Genomic DNA, 15,587 nt, shown 5'->3' with positions numbered 1-15,587 from the left:
GCTTATTTGACCAGGGTGACGGGGATGTCGACCAGGCTGAGCACTTTGGTGGCAATGGAGCCCAGCACCATGCCGGTCACGCTGCCCAGGCCGCGCGTACCCATGATGATCAGGTCGCAGCCGTGATCCTTGGCGTATTTGGCGATGGTGGGCGCCACCGGCCCCACTTGGACCGAGTCCTCATAGCTGATGCCGGCTTCATCGAGCACGGTTTTTGCTGGGAGCAGGGCGTTGCGGCCTTCGTCCTGGTAGTAGTCGTTGATGGCTTCCGCTGAGAAAAACCGTTTTACGTTGCCTGAAACAATGGGAGGATGCACCGTGATGATATGCAGCTTGGTGTCTCCGAGCTCCTTCATTGCCTGAATGGCGGCCTTGACTGCGCGTACGGAAGAATCGGAGCCGTCTACGGGAACTAGGATGTTTCTCATTAAAGCCTCTTTAATGGGTTGCGATTGATATTCACGGCGGCCCCCCTTGCGTTTGGCGCGAGCCGGACGGCAGCCTTATATTAGATTAGAAGCTACAGTATACGGCGTACTGAGCAAAATCAAGAGTGCGTCGCTATCGTATCAGGCTTTGAATCCATCCCTTTTATCGCAGCGATTTGTCAGGAGGAATATGGCATCCCGAATCGAAGACTATGCATTGCTGGGCAACTGCCGCACCGCGGCGCTGGTGTCCAAGGAAGGCGCCATAGACTGGCTGTGCTTCCCGCGTTTCGATGCGCCGGCCTGTTTTGCCGCCTTGCTGGGCACGCCGGAAAACGGCCGGTGGCAGATAGCGCCGACGGCGCCCGTGCGGCGCGTATCGCGCCAGTACCTGGACGGCACCATGATCCTGGAAACCACGTTCACCACCGACGAGGGCGAGGCCAAGCTGATCGACTTCATGCCGTCCACGTTCCGCCATTCCAGCGTCGTGCGCATCGTGGTGGGCGTCAGAGGCCGCGTCGCCTTCAATATGGACCTGGTCATCCGCTTCGATTACGGCCGCACCGTTCCATGGGTCGAGCGCCACGATCCGCTTACGCTCACGGCGGTGGCGGGGCCGGACATGCTGGTGCTGCGCACCCACACGCCCATCAAGGCGCGGGCCCTGCATTCCACCGCCCGCTTCAGCGTCGGCGCGGGCGAGCGCAGGTCGTTCACCCTGACGCACCAGCCGTCGCACGAGCCCGTCGCCGAAGGCTTCGATCCCGAGGCGTCGCTGGCCAAGACCCGCTATTTCTGGCATGAATTCTCCAGCCGCTGCCCGGACGTCGGGCCCATGTCCGCCCTGGTCAAGCGCTCGCTGATCACTCTGAAGGCGCTGACCTATCTGCCCACGGGCGGCATCGTGGCCGCGGCCACCACGTCGCTGCCGGAACAGATCGGCGGGCAACGCAACTGGGACTACCGGTATTGCTGGCTGCGCGACGCCACCATGACCCTGCTGGCCTTCATGAACATGGGATACTTCGAGGAAGCCAGCGCCTGGCGCGACTGGCTGACCCGTTCGGTGGCGGGCAGCCCCGATCAGATGCAGATCATGTATGGCCTGGGCGGCGAGCGCCGCCTGCATGAATACGAATTGCCGTGGCTCTGCGGCTACGAGGATTCCCAGCCCGTGCGCATCGGCAACGCCGCCGCCACCCAGACCCAGCTCGACGTGTTCGGCGAGGTCGCCGACGCCATGGCCCAGGCCATCAAAGGGCATCTGCCCAGGCATCCACGCATCGAAGCCATCGCCGAAGTCATCGTGCCTTTCCTTGAGAAGGCCTGGCGCAATCCGGACGAGGGCATCTGGGAGATCCGGGCGGCCCAGCGGCACTTCACGCACTCCAAAGTCATGTCTTGGGTCGCGTTCGACCGCATCGCCCACGTGGCGGGCGCGATGGAGAACGGCCAGGAATTCGCCCGCAACTGCCGCCGCATCGCCGACGAAATACATGAAGAAGTCTGCCGTCGCGGCTTCAATGCCGACATGAACAGTTTCGTGCAGTCCTACGATTCCACGCTGCTGGACGCCAGCCTGCTGCAGATCCCGCTGACGGGCTTCCTGCCGGCCGACGATCCGCGGGTGGCGGGAACGGTGGCGGCGATCGAAAAGCGGCTGATGCGCGACGGCTTCCTGCTGCGCTATGAGACCGAGCACGGCGTCGACGGCCTGCCGCCCGGCGAGGGTACCTTCCTGGTGTGTTCGTTCTGGCTGGCCGACGTCTACGTGCTGTTGGGCCGCGACGAAGACGCCCGCGAGCTGTTCACCCGCCTGGCGGGCCTATGCAATGACGTGGGCCTGCTTGCGGAGCAGTACGATCCCTTGCACAAGCGCATGCTGGGGAATTTCCCGCAGGCGTTCAGCCATGTGGGCATCATCAATACCGCATTAAACTTGCATCGTGTGCAGGCGCCGGCACAGGAAAGGGCGCATGCTTGAAAATTGTAGTGGAATCATGAAGAAGCTGGATCGAGTCGATGAGGTTGAAACGATACGCGCCCGGGTGACGGGCCGTGTGCAGGGCGTGGGTTTCCGGGCGGCGGCGGTCCGGCAGGCGCACCTGCTGGGGGTGACGGGCTGGGTGCGGAACGACCCGAACGGCTCGGTGGAGGTCCTGCTGCAAGGCGGGCATGACCGCGTGGACCGCATGCTGTCCTGGCTGCATGTGGGCCCGCCCGGGGCGAGGGTCGCGGAAGTGGCGCATGCGACCGAGCAGACCGAGAGGCGCTACGACCGGTTCGAGCGGATTTGAGGCCGCCGCGGCCGCAAGCCCGAACGGCGGGCGGGCGCGGCGGTCACGCGTGTTTTCTTACCCAGGCCGCGTACTGATTCATCCAGCCCTGCAGAAAACCCTTGCTGCCCTCGTTCAGGTTCCCGTCCGCATCGTACAGCGCGTCATTCGAATGGATGAACGCCTCCGGCTGCCCCATCGTCGGCATGTTCAGATACGCCAGCACATTGCGCAAATGCTGCTGCGCCAAAGCGGAGCCGATCGACCCGATCGACGTGCCGATGACGCCCGCCGGCTTGCCCGCCCAGGCGCTCTGGCCATAAGGACGCGACGCATGATCGATGGCGTTCTTCAGCACTCCCGGTATGGAACGGTTGTATTCCGCGGTGACGAAGACCACCCCTTGCGACGCGCTGATCTCGGCCTTCAGCCGCTTGACGCTGGGGGCCTGGTCGCCGTCGTCGTCCTGGTTGTACAAGGGCAGGTCGCCGATTTCCACGTACTTGAAGGAAAATTCGGGCGGCCCGAGCTTGACGAGCGCCTGGGCGAGCTTGCGATTGAGGGAATCCTTTCTGAGACTGCCGACGACCACGGCGATTTGGTACTGGCTCATGAACGTGCTCCTGCAAAGTGAATCGACGGTTCGAGCATAGGCGCGGCGTCAAGCCGCGTCAACCGGCGGGGCGCGGGCAAGCGGCTGTGGATTCAGCGCGCGCGCCGGGTGGACAGCGCGCGCGACCACATGCCTTCCCCGCAGCGCGGGCATTTCAATTGCCCGCGCTCGGGGATTTCTTCGACGTTGCCGCAATTGATGCAGGCATGCAGCCCCGCGCAGGGCGTGGTCTCGTAAGCCGGCCTGTGTTCGGGTGGAAGCACCGAGAGGCCGGGCCTGAGGTCGTCGTCCTCATAGAAATAAAGGCTGATGTTGCCGTCGACCTCGATGACCGCCAGCCTGACCTGGCCCAGGTGCTCCACGCTCTGCTGCCGCAATTCCATCAGGAACTCGTCTTCGGACACATTCAGCCGGCGCATGTTCTCGATTTCGTAGAGGCCTTCGCGGATGAAGGTGACCGGCTCGCCTTCCATCCAGTAGCTGAAACGGACGCTGCGCGACATGAAGAACGTGGTCAGCCGGTACATGACCAGCAGCACGGAGAAGATCATGAAGACCGGCAGCAGGGGCACGTCGCCGTAAAGGGTGACGTCGCCGGCGGCCGAGCCCAGCGTGAGAATGACGACGACTTCGAAGAGCGACAGCTGCTTGATGCCCCGGCGCCCGGATATCTTCAGGAACGCGAACACCAGGACATAGGCCACGGCGGCCCGGAAAGCGACTTCCCCCAGAAAGGTCCAGGGGAATTTGTCCAGCAGCATGCGCTGCCAGTCGAAGGCGTTCATGCTGGCAGCAGCCGGATCTGCGTCGGTTCCAGGCCCACGGACACGGCGGCTCCGGGTTCGTACAGCGTGATGCCGGCAAAATGCGCCTGGTCCGCGGTGAGCGTCTGCTGCCCGACCTGGACGGCGTAGCGCGTGAACTCGCCCAGGAATTCACTGTGCCGGACGATGCCGGGCAGCCAGATGAAGCGCTTGGTCTGGCGCTCGGGCAGCTCTTCGAGCTGGACGGTGTGCGGGCGGAAGCTGACGGCGAGCCTGTCGTTGATGGCGGCGTTGGTCTGCAGGGGCAGGGCGATCTCGCCCACGCCCGCGACTTCCATCGCCACTATTCTGTCGCTTTGGCCCCGGACCTGGCCCTCCAGCACGTTCATGGTGCCGACGAAGTTCGCGACGAAGCGATTGCACGGGAAATCATAGAGCTCGGACGGCCTGCCCACCTGCTGCACGACGCCCTGGTCCAGGACGGCCATGCGGTCGGCGGTCGTCATGGCTTCTTCCTGATCGTGGGTGACGAAAATGGTGGTGATGCCCAGGCGTCTTTGCAGCGACAGCAGTTCCTGGCGCATCTGCACGCGCAGGTTCTTGTCCAGGTTGGACAGCGGTTCGTCCAGCAGCAGGACTTGCGGCTCGATCACGATGGTGCGCGCCAGCGCGACCCGCTGCTGCTGGCCGCCGGACAGCTCGTTGGGCCTTCTTTTCGCATAGTCGGACAGCCCCACCAGGGCCAGCACGGAAGCGACGCGCTCCTTGATTTCGGCGGAAGGCAGGCGCCGTTCGACCAGGCCGAAGGCGACGTTGTCCCAGACCGTCATGTGGGGCCAGAGCGCATAGCTCTGGAAGACCATGCCGATGTTGCGCTTGTGGGCGGGCACCGCGCTGATGTCCCGGCCGTCGACCAGCAGGCGGCCCGCATTGTGCCGGTTGAAGCCGGCGATGAGCCGCAGCAAGGTGGACTTGCCCGAGCCCGAGGGCCCGAGCAGGGCGAAGAACTCGCCCGGCTCGATGCGAAGATTGATGTCCTTGAGGACCTCGGTGGCGCCATAAGACAGCCGTATGTTCTGGCATTCGACACTGACTTTCTTCATGGGGATTCCTTCAGGGCATGTTTGCGTTCACCGGCGCCAGCCCGCGCGCCGGGCGCTGGCGGGCCGAGGCGCGTTCAACGATGAGATGCGATGCATAAGTGCCCACGGCGACCGCGACGACGGCGAGCACCCCCAGGGCGGCGCCCGGCCCGCGGCCGGACGCGCTTTGCATGTACAGATAGATGCCGTAGCTCATGGGCGCGTCGCTGTCGCGCGTGACCAGCATGATGGTGGCCGAGAGCTCGACCGCCGCGGTGATGAAGCTGGTGACGAAGCCGGCCAGCATGCCGCCCGCCATGAGCGGTATGACGACGCGCCGGATGGTGCTGTAGCGGCCGGCGCCCACGGAGGCGGCCGCTTCTTCGAGCGAAAGATTGATCTGCTGCAGCGCCGCCACGCAGGAGCGCAGCGCATAGGGCAGGCGCCTGACGGAATAGGCGATCATGATGAGTATCCAGGTTCCCGTCAGGGCGGTGCCCGTGCCGGGGATCTCGATGCCGCGGAAGGTGCGCATGAAGCCGATGGCGAGCACGATGCCCGGCACGGCCAGGGCGGCCGAGGCGATCCAGTCCAGCCATTGCCGGCCGGGCAGGCGGGTGCGCAGCATGAGATAGGCGATGGCGGTGCCCAGGATGACGTCGATGCCGGCCGCCAGGCCGCAGTACAGCAGCGTGTTGCCGATCATGCCGGGGGAGTCCTGGAAGATCGTGGCGTAGTGCTCGAGCGTATAGCCGTCGGGCAGCGGAGCATAGCTCCAGACCGTTGCCAGCGACAGCAGCAGCACGCCGATGTGCGGCGACAGCACGAGCAGCAGCACCAGCAGTATCCAGGCATAGGCCAGTATGGTCTGCAGCCCGGTGAGTTCGCGCTGCTGCAGCGAGCCGCCGCCCTTCTGCAGCGTGGAGTAATCCTTGCCCTTCAGGGCCTTGGCCGAGAGCCACAGCGCGAGTATGGAAAAGCCGATCATGATCACGCTGATGACGTAGCCCAGCGGGTCGTCCAGGCCGACCTGGGTGATGCGCAGGTACGCCTGCGGCGCCAGCATGTTGGTCACGCCCAGCACCAGGGGCGTTCCCAGGTCGTCGAACACCTTCACGAAGACCAGCGAGGCGCCGGCGACGTAGCCGGGCAGGCCCAGCGGAAAGATGACGCGCCGGAACAGCCGCCAGCCCTTGGCGCCGAGGTTCACCGCGGCTTCTTCCATGGCGCCGTCGATGTTGCGCAGCGCCACGGTCAGATTGAGCAGGATGAAGGGAAAATAATGCAGGGACTCGACGAAGATGATGCCGTTGAGCCCGTCCATGATGGGCAGGGTGACGCCCAGCCATTCATCGAGCAGCAGGTTGAGGCTGCCCGAGCGGCCGAAGATCAGCTGCAGCGCGACCGCGCCCACGAAGGGCGGCATGATCAGCGGCAGCACGCCCAGGGTCTGGATGATGAGCGCCCCGCGGAACCTGAAGCGGATGGTCAGGTAGGCGAGCGGAACGGCGATGATGGACGCCCAGAACGTGGAGGCCAGGGCGACGTACAGGCTGTTGAAGAAGGAGTCCTTCAGGAGCGTCTGGTGAAAGAAGGCCCCGAAGTGCCCGAAGGTGAAGCTGCCGTCGGCGTTGACGAAGGCGCTGTAGAACACGCTGCCGACGGGTACGACCAGAAACAGGACCAGGAAGGCCAGCACCAGCATTGCTGCGAGCGCCAGGCCTGGAGAAAAGCGGAGCTGACCATCTTGGTTGTTGCGCATGCGGCGGGATCCCGTCTATTTCGTGGCGGCCTGTTGTGCCAGAGCGGCCGCCTTGCCGTAGTTCTCGCCGGCCTGCCGGTTCCAGTCGCCCTGGAGCTTGGACAGCTTCTGGCTGATCTCGGCGTCTTTCTTGTTGCCCGCGAACACGGCGACGAGTTCCGGGTCGGAGACCTGCTTGGCGTCCAGAACCGGACTCCAGGCCAGCTTCTTGGCCTCGTCCAGCAGTTTGGCGGCTTCGCCGCTTGGCTTGGCGCCCAGCTTTTGCGTCGCGTCGTGGATGGCCTTGGTGGCCTGCTGCAGCTCTTTCAGGCGGAAGGTGATGGTCTGGTCGAAAAGCGACTGCACGATGTAGTAGCGGCTTTGCGACAGGTTGACGTCGAACTGCACCTTGCTGCGCTTGGCGATGGCGCCCGGGTCGGGATAGCCTTCGGGGATGTTGCTCAGGTCGGCGTAGGGCAGGACCGGCAGCCGCGAAATCTGGGGCTGCAGCAGGATTTCCTGGCCGGCCTTGCTGAGGGCGAACTGGATGAACTTCTTGCCTTCGGCGGGGTTGGACGAGCCCGCGATGAGCGCGATGTTGGCCGGCACGATGGAGGTTTCCTCGGGATAGACGAATTCCACGGGGAATTTCGAGTACTTGCTGGACAGCCCGAAGAAGTCGATCACGGGCCCTGCGCCGAACTGGCCGTTGTTGACGCCGTCGGGCACGCCGAAAGAGCGCTCCGTGACGGCGGCGCTGTTGCCCGCCATGCGCAGCATGGTGTTCCAGCCTTTTTCCCAGCCTTCGCCCTGAAGTATGGTTTCGACCGTCAGGTGCATGGTGCCGGAGCGCGAAGGCGACGTGATGCCGACGTTGCCGAACCATTGGGGCTCGAGCAGATCGGCCCAGGTGGTGGGCTCGGGCAGCTTCTTGGCCTTGAGCAGGCGCGTGTTGTACATGATGCCGTAGCCCGCCAGCGCCTGGCCCATGAACATGCCGTTGGGGTCGTTGATGGGGAAGCTGCCGATCTTGTCGGGGACGTTGGGGTTGGCGACGTCGGTGGCGCTTTCCAGCAGCTTGTCGTTGGCCAGGACCTCGAAGGCGTCCGGGGCGCTGGCCCAGAAGACTTCGGGCCGCTTGCCGGCAGGCGTTTCCTTCACGTAGGCGATGCCCGACACCGTGTTCTTGTTCAGGATTTCGAGCTTGATGTCGGGATGCGCTTTTTCGAACGCCGTCTTGTAGGCCTGGGTGAGTTCCTTGGGAAAGGACGTGATGACGGTCACCGTCCCGGCCAGCGCGGGCGCAGCCGCCGCAAGCGTCAGTGCCGCCAGCAGCGGCCTCAGTTTCATCAGGTTCATGTTCGTCTCCGGTTGTCGCCTTGCGTGGCTTGTGTTAGACATGCAACAGTCGGCGTCAAGTCTAATGAAAAAACCTCGACGCGCCAATCGACAAAGGAATGCGCGCGAAATAATCCGGGTTAATACTAGGGCTTTTATTTTCTTGAAAATTACGATGGATCAGGTTTGAGATTTTCGCTTACTATTCGTGACAATGCATAGTGCAGCCACGCTTACAGACGAATTATGGCGAAAAGAACAGATGGGTGCTTTTTCCGTGACTAAGTTTTTTTCCGCCGTTCGTTATGGCGGCGGCTTCCGCCTGATTGCGGCCCTGGCGCTCGCCCTGGCGCCCGTTCTGTGGCTGTCGGTCAGCCCGCAGCATGCCTGGCCGGTCGTGCCGGAAACCTATCTTCCCATCCATACGGCGATGGAGGTCTTTTCCGTCGTCGTGTCCGCCATGATCTTCGCCATGGGCTGGCACAGCTTCGAGCACCGCACGCCGGCCGCCGTGGCGGTCCTGTCCACGGGCTTCCTCATGGTCGGCCTGCTGGACATCGGGCACTTGCTGTCCTTTCCGGGCATGCCCGACTTCGTCACCCCGAGCTCCGTCGAGAAAGGCATAGAGTTCTGGCTGGCGGCCCGGTTCATCAGCGCCGCCGCCATACTGGCGGTGGCCGCCATGCCGTGGTCGTGGATCTGTCCGCCGTCGATGCGCTACGCAAGCCTGGCGCTGGGCATGGGGCTCGTCGGCCTGGTGTTCTGGGTGATACTGTTCCACCCTTCGTACATCCCGGACACTCACATTGAAGGGCGGGGGCTCACCCCCCTGAAGATCGCCGCGGAATATCTGGTGATCGGCATGTATCTCCTGGCTGCCTTCCTGCTCCTGCCGCGCGCCTCCAACGAAGGCGACCAGCGCCGGGGCGGCTATCTGGCGATCGCGGCGGTCATCCTGGCCCTGGGCGAATTGTGCTTCACCATGTATTTCGAGGCCCAGGACCTGGCCAATCTGCTCGGGCATGTGTACAAAGTGGTGGGCTGCGTGTATTTGTACCGCGCAATATTCGTGTCGGGCGTGAACGAACCCTATCAGCGCCTGCAGCGCTCGCGCGAGCAGCTGCGGCAAAGCGAAAGCAAGTTCAGGGACTTGATGGAATTCGCGCCCGACGCCATTTTCCTGATCGACCAGGCGGGCAGGATGCAGGTCGTCAATGCGCGCGCCGAATCGCTGTTCGGCTTTGCGCGCGGGCGGGCGCTGGGCTCGCCCGTCAGCCAGTTCATACCCTCCTGGCCGCAATGCCCGCTCGACAGCGACGTGCTGTGCCGGAATTCCAGCGGCCAGATCTTCCATGCGGAAATCAGCAGGGGCGTGCTGGAAGCCGACGGCGGCGCGCTCACGATGGCGATCGTGCGCGACCTCACCGAACGCCGCAAGCTGGAAAGCGCGCTGGTGGACCAGCTCAGCCACGACGCCATGACGGGGCTGCCCAACCGCTCCCTGATCCTGTCCAAGCTGGCCGAGGCCATGCTGCGTTCCCGCCTGAGCCGGCACATGGTGGCGGTGCTCTTCCTGGACCTGGACTTCTTCAAGAAGGTCAACGACACCTTCGGGCATGCGCAAGGAGACGAGGTCCTGCACGAAACGGTCAGGCGCATCAAGTCGCAGCTCACCGACGATGAACTCGTCGCGCGCCAGAGCGGCGACGAGTTCATCGTCGTCCAGAGCGCGGTCAAGGACATCTCCGAGGTTTCCGAGCTGGCTGAAAGGCTGCTCAAGATCATGCGCGTGCCGTTCAGCATCCAGGGGCACGACGTCTTCCTGAGCGTCAGCATAGGCATCGCGGTCTATCAGAACGACGAGACCTCGGAAGAAGGCCTGCTGCACAAGGCCCATCTGGCCTTGACCAACGTGAAGAGCGATGCGCGCAACAACTACCGCTATCACGCGCCCGACATGGAGCGCGGCCTGAAGGAAAAAGTGGCCATCGAAGGCCTGTTGCGCCAGGCGATCGACAAGAACGAACTGCTGCTGCATTACCAGCCGCGCATCTGCATGCGCACGGGGGTGTTGAAGGGCGTCGAGGCGCTGGTGCGCTGGCAGCAACCCAAGCTGGGCATGATACCGCCCGGGGAATTCATCCCGGTCGCCGAGGAAAGCGGCCTGATCGACTCCATCGGGACCTGGGTCTTGCAGGAAGCCTGCGCCCAGGCGGTGGCCTGGCGCGAGCAGGGGCTGGGGAAACTGCGCGTGGCGGTGAACTTGTCGCCGCGCCAGTTCCACTATGCGAATCTGGTGGCGCAGGTGCAGGGCATTCTGGCGCAAGCGGGCCTGGAGCCCGACCACCTGGAAATCGAGATCACGGAAAGCGCGGTGATGAAGGACACGGAATCCGCCATCAACACCCTGCATCTGCTGAAGGAGCTCGGCGTCGTCGTGTCGGTCGACGACTTCGGCACGGGCTATTCCTCGCTCAGCTATCTGAAGCTGTTCCCCATCGACATCCTCAAGATCGACCAATCCTTCGTCAGGGACATGCTGGACAATCCCAGCGACGCCGCGATCGCCAAGGCCATCATCGCCCTGGGCCAGAGCCTGCGGCTCACGGTCGTGGCGGAAGGGGTCGAGACCCGCGGCCAGGCCCAGTCATTGAAGGCCCTGGGCTGCGACGAAATGCAGGGCTATTACTTCAGCCGCCCGGTCCCGGCCGCGCAGATCATCGAAATCGCGCAGCGGCACAGCCCCGCGCGCGCCGGGGAATGGGTGGACGAGATCAGCCAGACCGCGCCGGACTGAAACCCGGCCGGCGCAACGGCGCCCGGTGCTCGCCGCATGGCGCGCGCCATGCGCCGGGGCCGGGGCGGAGCAGGGCAAGATTCGCGGCGCGCTCCATGGGTCCGGCCTGCTGTATCGGACAGCTTTGTTCATGAAAGTTTATTTTTCGTGATAAAAATCATGGTACATTGCCAAACACATAATCTGTTACGTTTTTGCAGCCACGACAAAGCAGTCAGCAGGGCGGCAAGACGCACTCTCATGCGGTGTTTGTTCGAGTTCGTCTGGGTGGCCGCGCCATCAACTGGAGAATACTTTGAACAAGACCCTTCCAGCTTTGTTTGCGACAGGCCTCGCCGCAATCACTCTCAGCGCCTGCGACGGCAGCAGCGGCGTCGCTTCCAGCGACGGGCCCGGCAAGCCGAACATACTGTTCGTGATCATGGACGACGTGGGCATAGACCAGATGGCGTCCTTCGGCTATGGCGGGGCGGTGGCGCCCAAGATGCCCAATATGGACGCGGTCGCCACCGCGGGCATACGGTTCCGCAATACCTGGTCCATGCCCGAGTGCTCGCCCGGGCGCGCCGCCTTCTTCCTGGGCCGCTACCCCATGCGCACCCATATCTTCCAGGCCATCGGGCCCAACGACCTCGCCAATTCCCAGGTCTCGCCGTATGAAATGACGGCGCCCAAGGTGCTGAAGCGGGCCGGCTACGAAAGCGCGATGTTCGGCAAGTTCCACCTTGCCGGGCCCGAAAACAACGAGGCGGGCAATGCCACGCCCAGCGTGCTCGGCTGGGACTATTTCTACGGCTGGGTGGGCGGGCTGCCCGGTTCGGTCGACGCCACCGCGGGCGGCGCCGCATCCAGCGAAATCTACTCCTGCGGCTTCGTGCCCGGCAAGCTGGCTGGCGGCGCGGACACCGGCGCCTGCCACCAGCCCGACGGCCGCTGCTCCGTCATCACCGGCAATGCGCGCACGCAGGACTCGCCGGGGCTGCAATGCCTGGACTCGGGCGGCATTTTCGTGCCGAACCAGACTTGCGGGCCGCGGCCGTCCACGCTCGACTTCACGCGCTTGAACGGCTATTACGTCTCGCCCCTGGTCATCATCGACAAAGGCAAGGTGGAAGAAGTGCCGCCCACCGACGCGCGCGCCCGGGGCTATCGCACCCGCATCGAGACCGATGCGGCCATAGACTGGATCAACACCCGCGCTCCCGGCAAGCCTTGGATGGCGACGGTCAGCTACACCGCCGCGCATACGCCTTGGCAACAGCCGCCGCGCGACCTGCTTTCGGCCTCCGGCCCCGTTTCCGACGGCCTGGACTGCAAGGGCTCGGCGGCCGGGCGGCTCATACAAGACAAGATGACCGAGGCGATGGATACCGAATTCGGGCGGCTGCTGGTCGAAACCGGCCTGGCGCGCCGCGGAGACGGCGGCAAGCTGGTCTACGACCCCAAGGCCACGAACACCGTCATCGTCATCATGGGCGACAACGGCTCGCTGGGCACGGCGGTCAAGCAGCCTTTCATCCCGGGGCAGGCCAAGGGCACCGCCTACCAGACCGGCGTCTGGGATCCGCTCATCATCGCGGGCCCGCAGGTGGCGCAGCCGGGCCGCGAAGTCGGGCACATGGTCAACGCCGTGGACCTCTTCCAGCTGTTCGGCGAGCTCGCGGGCCTGGACGTGCACAAGGAGGTCCCCGGCACGGTCGATTCGGTCGGCGTCCTGCCTTACCTGAAGGATCCGGCGCAACCCAGCCTGCGCAGCATCAACTTCACGATGGGCGGGCTCAACCAGCAGGCCAACGGCGCGCGGAACGGGCCTTGCGTGATCAGCGGCAGCTGCACGCACATTCCGACCTCCAAGAGCGTATGCGAAGACAATCAAGGCGTCTGGTGGGGGCCGGGCTATACCAGCGATACCGTGGTGAAGAACGGCGGCGCGGGCTACGAGCAGTGCGTGCAGGTCAACCAGGCTCTTTTCAAAGCCGGGCGCGACCTGATCAGCATCATGCCCGAGACCTCGGCCGCCATCCGCGACGAGCGCTACAAGCTGGTGCGCAACATCACGCCCGCCTACGACACGGCCACGGACAGCTTCGTTTCCACGGTGACCGAAGAGCTCTACGAGGTGAACCAGGCCGCGCCCGTGCCGCTGCTGGATACGCCCGACCGCAACTTGCTGCTCAGTCCCTCCGCCGACACCCAGGCGATCCATGAACGCTTGCAAGCCCAGCTGGACCGCATGCTGGCCTCCGCTCCCGATTGCCCGGGCGACGGCAACATGGACGGCGTGGTCGACGGCAAGGACCTGGACGAATGGGGCCGCATCGCCCATGCCTGGGGTCTGTCCAGCGTCTACGACTTCGTGGTCAACGGCCTGCGGGACGGCCTGACCAACACCGCCGACGCAGGCGTCATCCAGAACAATCTGGGCAAGACCTGCGAGCGTTCCTATGGCATCTATTGAGCCCGGACGGCGCAGGATGCTGGCCGCGGGCGGCGGCGCGCTCGCGCTGCTGGCCGGCGGGGCCGCCTTCGGGTGGCTCAGGCGGCCCGCGCCGCCGCCGGCCGAGCCCGCCGTCATCCTGGGCGACGGAATCGCCACGCCCAAGGGCATGGCCTGGGTCCCGCCCGGCACGTTCCTGATGGGCAGCGACAACCGGCTGGCCCAGCCGAACGAGCGCCCGGCCCACGCGGTCCGCGTGCGCGGCTTCTGGATGGATCTCACCCACGTCACCAACGACCAGTTCGCCGAATTCGTGCGGCAAACCGGCTATGTCACGACCGCGGAAAAAATCCCCGATTGGGAGACCATCCGGGTACAGCTGCCTCCCGGCGTTCCGAAGCCGCCGGACGGCGTGCTGGTGCCCGGCGCCATGGTCTTCGTCGGCACCAAGGGTCCGGTCGACCTGGCCGACTATACCCAATGGTGGCGCTACGTGCCGGGCGCGGACTGGCGGCATCCGCAAGGGCCCGGCAGCTCCATCGCGGGCAAGGGCGACCACCCGGTGGTCCAGGTCAGTCACGAAGATGCCCTGGCTTATGCGAAATGGGCGGGAAAGCGCCTGCCGACCGAGGCCGAATGGGAATACGCGGCGCGCGGCGGCCTGGAGCAGGCCACCTATGCCTGGGGCGACGACGCGATGCCCGAGGGCCGGATGCTGGCCAATTACTGGGACACCCGGCAGCGCAGCTTCCCGGTGGTCAGCCCCCAGGCCGGCGGGGCCGCCGGCACCCTGCCGGCCGGCACCTTCCCGCCCAACGGCTACGGCCTGTACGACATGACCGGCAATGCCTGGCAATGGGTGGCCGACTGGTATCGGGCCGATTACTTCGCCCGCCAGGCCCGCGCCGGCAAAGCCCCGGCCGACGATCCGCAAGGCCCAGCGGAATCCTTCGATCCCTCCGATCCCGGCGTGCCGGCCGGCGCGCCCAAGCGGGTCATCCGGGGCGGCTCCTTTCTTTGCAATGAAAGCTATTGCCTGTCCTACCGGCCCAGCGCCCGGCGCGGCTCCGATCCCTACAGCCCCATGTCCCACGTGGGCTTCCGGCTGGTGCGGGACGGCCCGCCGGTCAACGTATCATCTGGTTGATCTCGATGATGGGCAGCATGACGGCCAGCACGATGAACAGTACGATCCCGCCCATGACCAAGGTCATCAGCGGTTCCAGCAGCGCCGTCATGGCGAGCGCGCGCCGCTCCAGCTCGTTGGACAGCGTGCGCGCCGCGCGTTCCAGCATGGCCGGCAATTCCCCCGTCCGCTCGCCGCTGCCTATCAGGTGGATCAGCAGCGGCGGGAAGGCCTTCTGCGCCTGCAGGGCCGGCGCGAGCGGGCTGCCTTCGCGCACCCGCCGCGCCGCGTCTTCCACCGCCAGGCCCAGCCTGTCGTTGCTCAGCGTGCGGCGCGCGGCGTCCAGCGCGGCCAGCAGGGGGACCCCGCTGCTGGTCAGGATGGCCAGGGTCGAGGCATAGCGGGCGGTGTTCACGCCAAGCACGAAGCGGCCCAGCAAGGGCAGGCGCAGCACGCGCGCGTGCCAGGCCAGGCGGGCGGGCGGGTGGCGCAAATACCAGCGCCAGCCGGCGAACAGCAAGGCGAGCGCCAGGGCCGCAAGCGCGCCCCAGTCGCGCAGGAAGGCGCTGGCGGACAGCATGATGCGCGTCAGCAGGGGCAGGGCCTGCTGGGTCTGGGCGAAGGCGCCCACCACCTGGGGCACGACGTAGCTGAGCAGGAAGATCACGATGGCGATGGCCGTCACGGTCACGATCGCGGGGTAGATGAAGGCCGTCAACACCTTGTTGCGCAGGGCGCCGCGCGACTCGATGTAGTCGGCCAGCTTTTCCATCACCTGGGACAGCTCGCCGGACTGTTCGCCCGCCTCGATCAGCGCCCGGTAGACGGACGGGAAGTCCCGCGGCCGCGCCGCCATGGCGTCGCACAGGCGGTGCCCGGCGCGCACGTCGGCGCGCACCGCCGCCAGCGCGTGGGCCACGTGCCGGCGCTCGGCCTGCTCGAGCGTGGCGCTCAGCGCGGCCTCCAGGGGCAGGCGCAGATC

General features: G+C 65.3%; 12 protein-coding genes. 5 read left to right on the top strand and 7 right to left on the bottom strand.

The features are described from left to right. Window positions 1–2 precede the first annotated feature (2 nt). Window positions 3–428, bottom strand: coding sequence for a universal stress protein (locus tag H0A72_RS18555; RefSeq protein WP_180157997.1), 426 nt, complete (start codon window positions 426–428; stop codon window positions 3–5). Between the two features lie 190 nt (window positions 429–618). Here H0A72_RS18555 and H0A72_RS18550 point away from each other — a divergent pair, with 190 nt between their 5' ends. Beyond that, a complete protein-coding gene (locus tag H0A72_RS18550; RefSeq protein WP_180157996.1) occupies window positions 619–2,415 on the top strand; it encodes a glycoside hydrolase family 15 protein in 1,797 nt (598 codons plus the stop codon). A 16-nt stretch (window positions 2,416–2,431) separates the two neighbouring features. Then, a complete protein-coding gene (locus H0A72_RS18545; RefSeq protein ID WP_180158109.1) occupies window positions 2,432–2,728 on the top strand; it encodes an acylphosphatase in 297 nt (98 codons plus the stop codon). A 43-nt stretch (window positions 2,729–2,771) separates the two neighbouring features. On the opposite strand, the gene H0A72_RS18540 is transcribed toward H0A72_RS18545, so the two are convergent. From H0A72_RS18540 to H0A72_RS18520, 5 genes are all read right to left on the bottom strand, one after another. Next, entirely contained in the window at window positions 2,772–3,320 is a 549-nt protein-coding gene (locus H0A72_RS18540; RefSeq protein ID WP_180157995.1) for an NADPH-dependent FMN reductase, read from the bottom strand. Between the two features lie 92 nt (window positions 3,321–3,412). After that, a complete protein-coding gene (locus H0A72_RS18535; protein WP_180157994.1) occupies window positions 3,413–4,105 on the bottom strand; it encodes a DUF421 domain-containing protein in 693 nt (230 codons plus the stop codon). Further along, window positions 4,102–5,187 (bottom strand): ABC transporter ATP-binding protein, encoded by a 1,086-nt coding sequence (locus H0A72_RS18530; protein ID WP_180157993.1) that lies wholly within the window; start codon window positions 5,185–5,187, stop codon window positions 4,102–4,104. The genes H0A72_RS18535 and H0A72_RS18530 overlap by 4 nt, the downstream gene beginning before the upstream one ends. Window positions 5,188–5,197: 10 nt before the next feature. Next, window positions 5,198–6,928: an ABC transporter permease gene (locus H0A72_RS18525; RefSeq protein ID WP_180157992.1), complete on the bottom strand. Its 1,731-nt coding sequence runs from the start codon at window positions 6,926–6,928 to the stop codon at window positions 5,198–5,200. Window positions 6,929–6,943: 15 nt separating this feature from the next. Further along, window positions 6,944–8,266, bottom strand: coding sequence for an ABC transporter substrate-binding protein (locus H0A72_RS18520; RefSeq protein ID WP_425502478.1), 1,323 nt, complete (start codon window positions 8,264–8,266; stop codon window positions 6,944–6,946). Between the two features lie 256 nt (window positions 8,267–8,522). Here H0A72_RS18520 and H0A72_RS18515 point away from each other — a divergent pair, with 256 nt between their 5' ends. From H0A72_RS18515 to H0A72_RS18505, 3 genes are all read left to right on the top strand, one after another. Next, a complete protein-coding gene (locus H0A72_RS18515) occupies window positions 8,523–11,042 on the top strand; it encodes an EAL domain-containing protein (RefSeq protein WP_180157991.1) in 2,520 nt (839 codons plus the stop codon). 295 nt (window positions 11,043–11,337) lie between these two features. After that, window positions 11,338–13,500, top strand: coding sequence for a sulfatase-like hydrolase/transferase (locus tag H0A72_RS18510; RefSeq protein ID WP_180157990.1), 2,163 nt, complete (start codon window positions 11,338–11,340; stop codon window positions 13,498–13,500). Continuing rightward, complete coding sequence (locus tag H0A72_RS18505) at window positions 13,487–14,626, top strand: formylglycine-generating enzyme family protein (RefSeq protein WP_246436817.1); 1,140 nt, start codon at window positions 13,487–13,489, stop codon at window positions 14,624–14,626. Before H0A72_RS18510 ends, H0A72_RS18505 begins: the two co-directional genes overlap by 14 nt. Here the strand turns inward: H0A72_RS18505 and gspF are convergent. Then, a partial coding sequence (gene gspF, locus H0A72_RS18500) for a type II secretion system inner membrane protein GspF (protein WP_180157989.1) occupies window positions 14,607–15,587 on the bottom strand: 981 nt, incomplete at its 5' end. The two genes, H0A72_RS18505 and gspF, sit on opposite strands and share 20 nt — an antisense overlap.

Source organism: Parapusillimonas granuli (genome assembly GCF_013416525.1).
GTDB lineage: Bacteria > Pseudomonadota > Gammaproteobacteria > Burkholderiales > Burkholderiaceae_B > Parapusillimonas > Parapusillimonas granuli.
The sequence above is the reverse complement of the archived record's forward strand: the minus strand, read 5'-3'. Positions and strand labels throughout refer to the sequence as shown.